A 6473-nucleotide genomic window follows, 5' to 3' on the forward strand; every position below is an offset into this window, starting at 1 on the left:
ATAGACTTTCCTGGCTGGCTTGGATAGCTGCTCGTACTAGCGCCGTTGTGCGGGCGCTGCCGTGAAGTAGTTGTCCCATAAATTATCATGAAATTTGTGAGGTGAAGGTACACCATCACACTCTGGGTCTATACACCTAAAACTTCAGAAAATGTTTATTAAACAGGACTAGTTAAATGTTATCTGCGACATAAGCAAAGAGTATTGCAGCTGAACAAGGGAATTAATGGCTGTCTGATGCTTTCCCTGAAATGCTTACACCCCTATAATTAAGGCTTACTGGCTACTGCTACTACCTGCCGCAATTCGGCTAGCTCAGCCTCCAGACGCTGGATGTACTCATCCCGTTGCACCATGGCTTCGGTTATGTCTTCGGCGGTGTAACGGGGTTTGATGTGTTGAGGACAATTCCAGTCATAGGCCTTCACTACCAGCACAATCATCCGTTCGGGCCGGTGCGGGTAGTCAGCGGGGTCGAGTAGGTCAACCAGCGCAGGATTATCCTTTAGCTCAACGATGCGCGCTTCAGCATAGATTTTTAACCGTGCCCGTCGAGGGTAATTTACCATAATGAGCGACACCTGCGGGTGAGTCAACATATTGCCTACCGAAATGTATTGTCTGTTGCCCGTGAAATCGACAAAGCCAATGGTGTCCTTGTCGATTACCTTCACGAATCCTTTTGGGCCACCGCGGTGCTGTATGTACGGGAAGCCATTTTCGCCGATACTGGCCATGTAAAGGCTATCCTGTTCGGCGATGAAACCGATTTCTTGTTCCGTCAGGCCATCCTGATAGGCAAAATGCTCCTGACGGGCGTAGGCCGTGCGACTACCGAAGCGCTCCTGTAGTTTCTTGACTGGGTCCGTGAAGGCCAGTGCCGGATAGTTTTGTGCCATGGTGACTTGGTTGGTTAGAAGACTGGCTAGTGTCTGGTTTAGCTGTACGTTGGGGCAGCGCAACCGTGAGTTCATTCAACACCGTTTCATCCCACATAGTGTCACCACATTCTTCGTGCACAAAAGGTAGTTCGTCGTCAGATTTGTTCGTGTTCATGGACTTTTTGTTTTGGAGGTTAATCAGGCACTATTCAGTTACCATGAATAGTAATTGAGACTTGGGTTACCTGCCCAGCAGACGTAACGACTTCTCCCACAGACGGTCAGCATTTGAAGGATCAATCGCGTAAGGAGCAACGCCATGATAGTCGTCGTGCCGGTACGATACGGGAGTCGCTTCGTTATTGTCTTCAAAATAACGGCCGCTAATGCCTTCCAGCGAAGGTGAAGTAGCCAGCAAGACAGATGTAGCCGCCCCTTGCTCGGTATTCTTCTGGCGCTCGGGCGGTGTTACAAGCTTCCCACCCACATGGCGCTGGAGGTTGGTGGCGATAGCACCAGGATTCAGAGCGTTCGCCGTAATTCCGTAGCTTGCCCAGTGTTTGGCAACGCCAGCCGCGAACAAAATGCTGGCCGTTTTAGATTGCCCATACGCCAACCAGGGGTCGTAGAAGCGAAAATTAAAGTCAATGTCATCAAAAATAACCGGTGACAGCATGTGCCCACTTGAACTCACGACGACAATCCGGGCGTTACCAGCGGCAGCCAGAGCATCCTGTAAGCCAACGGACAAGGCAAATGGGCCAAGGTGATTCGTTGCAAATTGCATTTCTATTCCTTCTGATGTCTTCCGTAGCTCCGGGACAGCCATAACACCGGCGTTGTGGATTAGGATATGCAGGGGACCTTGCCAATCACGCACAAATCGATCAATGGATGTCCTGTCTGTTAAATCAAGCTGAGCTACCTGAACTAACGGGTTACCTGTTGTTGCCGAAATATCATCGGCAACTTTTTGGCCAGCCTCTACATCCCGAACGGCCAACGTAACCGCGGCTCCTGTTTGGGCCAGCGCTCGGGCCGTTTCGACACCGATACCCGATGCTGCGCCGGTCACAATCGCCCGCCGAGCGGTCAGCGTGATGCCTTCGACGACTTCGCGAGCCGTTGTTTTAAATCCAAATCCTGTTGTGATCAACGTCATATCTCTCCGTAGTTTGTTTGTTTTCATTGCACCAGAGAAGACTTACAATTCGGCCGTAGCTAGAACTGGCGCGGCTGGGAAATCGACTGGTATATTAGTTAAAGCGTATACGTAGTTGGTAAAGATGCGTACCGTTACCAGGCCCACCAGTTCCATCAAAGCACCTTCATCGTAACCTGCCGCAAAAAAGTTCTCAACCAACTCAGACTCAGCATGCCCCTGATTTTCGGCGATAGATTTCGCCAGTTGTAAAATGGCATTTAGTTTACCGTCGGTCACTTCGGCCCGGCGAATCGCTAGTGTGTCGTCCAGATTAAAGCCGCGTACTTTAGCGGCCAGTGTGTGAGCGGCTAAGCAATAATTACAGCCATTGACCTGCGAAACCACTAAGGCAATCGCTTCCCGTTCTTTGGCCGCAAACACGCCATGATTGAACTGCTCATCAAACTGAAGAAATGCCTGTAGAGCGGTGGCCGAATAGCCAACGGTAGCGTACAGATTCGGGACTTTGCCGGATCGTTTTTGCAGTTGGTCGAACAAGACTTGTGAAGCTTCGCTTACTTGATCTCTGGTTGGCACTTGAATCGTTTTCATCGGCTTGGTATTGTGGTTATTGATGCAACAAAGCTACTGGCGTGGTAACGGCTTTTGCCGGACAAATCAGCTTATTCGTAGCATAGATTCTCTCCGCGCACCAGCTTATGATTATCTTGCTGCTTCGGAGTACCTGCGCCCTATAGAAGCTGACTATGAAAGAGAAGTCCCTGCCGATTCTTCATATTGATGACTTTGAACAAGCTCCCAGACATTACCCTGATGTGTATGTGCAATTATTCCGCGAACACGTAGCGCAGTACCAGATCGTTCAGGCACCGCACCGGCACGATTTTTACCTGCTTGCCATATTCACAAAAGGCCAAGGCACGCACACCATTGATTTCATAGACTATCCTATCCGGCCGGGTAGCGTGTTCTTCATGTCACCGGCTCAGGTGCATACCTGGACGTATTCGGAGGACGCAGATGGCTACCTGTTTTTCTTTAATCCGGCGTTTTACCTGGTCGACTATTCCGCCCGAAAGCTGTTTGATCTTCCACTCTACCACTCACTAGCAACCCCTCCCGTTGCGTATTTGTCAGACCCCGCTGCGGCTGAAATCGAAGAGATTTTCGTCCGGGTGTATCAAGAAGCCCTAGGCAGTGGTTACCGCCGGGAAGACATCATTCGATCCTACCTAAATATCCTTTTAGTCAAGCTCAGCGGCTTCAGCCTGGCGAGTCATCCATACCAGTTTTCCGCTCACGCCCAAAGCCAAATTCGTCAGTTGGAGCTATTGGTAGAGAAACATTACGTAGAGCACAAAACCGTGCGCGATTATGCCGATATGATGGCGTTGTCAGAAAAACAGTTGTACACCGTTTGTCAGACAGCCCTAGGAAAATCCTTACAAAAAATTATTCAGGAAAGATTGGTCCTGGAAGCCAAGCGGCTACTGGTACACACAGAACTGTCAGTGGCGCAGGTGGCCGATCGGCTCAACTTCCTCGATCACTCGTATTTCAACCGCTTCTTCAAAAAAGAAGCTGGTGTGACACCCGAGCAGTTTCGCCGTGATTATCAGTAGGCCTCTTCAATAGGCGCGTACAGTTTAATGCATCAACCATTAGCTTTGCCTGCTCATTCCTATTATCCTGATGTCTCCAATCACCACCGAGCGTTTATCACTGCTTCCGCCCGATCTGTTAACCTACGGCATGCTTTTTCTTGGCCCATCCGATTTAGGGTTCCATCTTGACATTAGCGTCCCGGACGTATTGAGCGAATTCGGTAACGAGCCATTTCACTACGTGTACGCCAGAATCGGTAAAGACCCTAGTGAAGGCCCGTGGTGGCTCTATCTGTTCATTCATCGAGAGCAGCGTGCGTTAGTGGGCATAGGCGGCTACAAAGGCAAACCCGACGAACAGGGCGTGGTGGAGATTGGCTACGAGATCTACGAACCGTACCGCAACCAGGGATTAGCGACCGAGGCAGCGCAGGGCCTGATCCGATGGGCCTTTGAACACCCGGAGGTTACCCTAGTTAAAGCGCACACGTTAGCCGAAGAGAATGCCTCCGTTAAAGTCCTTAGACATTGCGGCATGACGTTTACCGACGCGTTTGAAGACCCCGACGATGGAGCCTTGTGGCAATGGCAGCTAAGCCGCCCGACGCGATAACGGGCACGATTTTACTTCTCGCGACTCCAGATTTCGTTTACGGCTCCCCCCGTTGAGCTTTGCCCGGTATGGTGCCACTGCGTTCCGTCTACTTCAGCCTTGAAGGTTAACGAGCGGCCCACCCGGCCGTTGTCGCGGGAGAAGAAATCAATTGTTTCGGTGTACTGATCGTCTTTCAGCACGTACGTTCCTCCCCCAGCGCCCGAAAATTGCTTGGTTTGCGGGTTAATGGCGGCCCATTGAAACCGGGTGCCAGTCAGTAGCTTTAGCGTTTTACGTGCCCCCCGCTGCATAGTCGTTATCTGACCAGCGTCGTTGCCCCGTCCGGTAATACGCCATAACCCCGTCAACGGCGTTTGCGCCGTAGGCTCGTCAAGCCGGTTAAACGTTCGACTTCCTGATGGACCTGTCAAAACCAGTTGACCACCACGTAGCGCAATCTGATAGGACTCGGTCTGACCGACACGGGCGCTATCCTGCGAATCAAACTCAAGGGTTAGATTCAGTTTAGTATCGTCCAGGCGACAAACGCCACCTCGTGTGCTTATGTAGCGGTTAGGCTCGTAAGTGGTTTGCATCAGGTAGTTGTCAATAATCGTCAGCACGGAAGCCGCTCCCGATGTTTCTGAGCTTCGCCAGGCTCCATTAATGTTGGCAGGAGCCAGACGAAACGCCATTGCTAAACCGGTAGCGAGTAAGACCACAAAAACGAAGGTGCGTAGTATCATAGCTCGTTCTTTTTCATTCAACTGTTCGCCTAAAAGCAATAAGGTATAAGTTGACTACTTAAAGCGTGTTATTACGATCTGGCTTAGACTTTCCCTTCGCGTTAAAAAGATAGTACTATATGGCGACCAACGATCTAGTAAACAACAGTTTACAGTCCGCCGTTGCAGTGAAGATCTATACATGAGTGTATGCGACTTATTGGGAAACGGCTTCTAAGAACTAATCTTTGCTCTGTTTAACAAAATGATAAGTAAAGCAATCAGTTACATGATCCCAACTTAAGTTAACATAACATCAAATTTAATGATATAAAAAATATAATTTTAATCATATATTAATAAACTATACTAATACGATACAGATTATCGTAATGGGAGGCTGCACTAAAAGTAATATGAAAACGATACGGCTTTTTTGCTCAATTTTTCTTTATATGTGTAGTTAAGCTCATGGGCAAACCCGTGTTACTTATCGATTTAGGATCACTGCTGATATGAATGCAAACCAAGTTACGACAGCTCCTTTCAACAATACAACAAGTTTGTTTGGCCGCTATAATGTAGACCTTACCTTGAAACAACTTTTACCCCTGCTGTCGCTAGAGAATTAAGTTAACCTAATGCGGTTGTGTAATGTAAACTGATAAGTCTTATGGAACGGATAAGCATTCTTCAGCTTTTGATCAGCCTACTTTGTTTTAGCGTCTTAATAGCGTGTCGAGAACACCAAATTGTTCCAACAGCCGAGTTTAGCTATACACTGGCAGACCCAGGTTTGAGCAATTATCTGTCTGTCTACCCAGTGAGTTATGCCATTAAAACGACCAATAATAGCACAAACGCTAGCTCCTATTTGTGGGACTTTGGAGATGGTAATAGTTCTACTCAACAAACGCCGACTTTTAGTTACGCTAAGGCTGGTACTTATACAATTACCTTGACGACAACTAGTTCAACAGGAACCCAGCAAGTGAGTAAGAAGTCTATCCAGGTAGTTGATCAAGTTTTAAAGAGAATTACAGTTAATCAGTTAAACTGGAATGCGTTTGGGGAGCTACCAACTTGGACAGGTGGTAAGCGAGCCGATTTAACGATTGAGCTCGGTCAACGCCCTATTCAAAGTCCGCCATCAACTCCAAGTGTGGTCCTATACCAAAGCGAGCCGCTAAAAAATGTATCTAATACGAATGTCGCTTTTGAGATTCCTGTCACTAAGAAAGTAGTATTAAACCCGGCTCAGATCAATAATCTTTTACTGAATCTCTACGGTAATGATGGCAATGGGAGCCAGCTGGTTTATTCATCGGGCGGTGCTGGAATTGGCTATTCTAGTTACTTCGATATAACTACACGGTACAGGGCTTTCTTATAAAAACGGGCAAGTAGCAGTTAGCTCTACTTTTGTGGTTGCAACACTACAAAACCATGACTACTACCGCTTGCCCGCTTAAAACTACTACGTTTTTTCAACTCCTTAACCAA

At 48.2% G+C, this 6473-nt stretch carries 7 protein-coding genes; 3 read left to right on the top strand and 4 right to left on the bottom strand.

The genetic code is table 11. The features are described from left to right. Nucleotides 1-269: 269 nt before the first annotated feature. The 3 genes from ACFSUS_RS28860 to ACFSUS_RS28870 form a co-directional block, all read right to left on the bottom strand. The gene (locus tag ACFSUS_RS28860; RefSeq protein WP_381528725.1) at nucleotides 270-899 is read right to left on the bottom strand and encodes a pyridoxamine 5'-phosphate oxidase family protein; all 630 of its coding nucleotides are present in this window, start codon (nucleotides 897-899) and stop codon (nucleotides 270-272) included. 223 nt (nucleotides 900-1122) lie between these two features. After that, nucleotides 1123-2070, bottom strand: coding sequence for an SDR family NAD(P)-dependent oxidoreductase (locus tag ACFSUS_RS28865; protein WP_381528728.1), 948 nt, complete (start codon nucleotides 2068-2070; stop codon nucleotides 1123-1125). Nucleotides 2071-2085: 15 nt separating this feature from the next. Further along, nucleotides 2086-2637 (bottom strand): carboxymuconolactone decarboxylase family protein, encoded by a 552-nt coding sequence (locus ACFSUS_RS28870; RefSeq protein WP_381528730.1) that lies wholly within the window; start codon nucleotides 2635-2637, stop codon nucleotides 2086-2088. A 155-nt stretch (nucleotides 2638-2792) separates the two neighbouring features. Here ACFSUS_RS28870 and ACFSUS_RS28875 point away from each other — a divergent pair, with 155 nt between their 5' ends. Together ACFSUS_RS28875 and ACFSUS_RS28880 are read left to right on the top strand one after the other, a co-directional pair. Then, a complete protein-coding gene (locus tag ACFSUS_RS28875) occupies nucleotides 2793-3668 on the top strand; it encodes a helix-turn-helix domain-containing protein (protein WP_381528731.1) in 876 nt (291 codons plus the stop codon). A gap of 70 nt (nucleotides 3669-3738) precedes the next feature. Beyond that, nucleotides 3739-4263, top strand: coding sequence for a GNAT family N-acetyltransferase (locus ACFSUS_RS28880; RefSeq protein ID WP_381528734.1), 525 nt, complete (start codon nucleotides 3739-3741; stop codon nucleotides 4261-4263). Nucleotides 4264-4274: 11 nt separating this feature from the next. Here ACFSUS_RS28880 and ACFSUS_RS28885 read toward each other — a convergent pair whose 3' ends face one another. Further along, nucleotides 4275-4991, bottom strand: coding sequence for a membrane or secreted protein (locus tag ACFSUS_RS28885; protein WP_381528737.1), 717 nt, complete (start codon nucleotides 4989-4991; stop codon nucleotides 4275-4277). A 652-nt stretch (nucleotides 4992-5643) separates the two neighbouring features. Here ACFSUS_RS28885 and ACFSUS_RS28890 point away from each other — a divergent pair. Further along, nucleotides 5644-6363, top strand: a complete 720-nt coding sequence (locus ACFSUS_RS28890) for a PKD domain-containing protein (RefSeq protein ID WP_381528739.1) — start codon at nucleotides 5644-5646, stop codon at nucleotides 6361-6363. Nucleotides 6364-6473: the final 110 nt, after the last annotated feature.

This window comes from Spirosoma soli, from assembly GCF_042684525.1.
Taxonomy (GTDB): Bacteria; Bacteroidota; Bacteroidia; order Cytophagales; family Spirosomataceae; genus Spirosoma; species Spirosoma soli.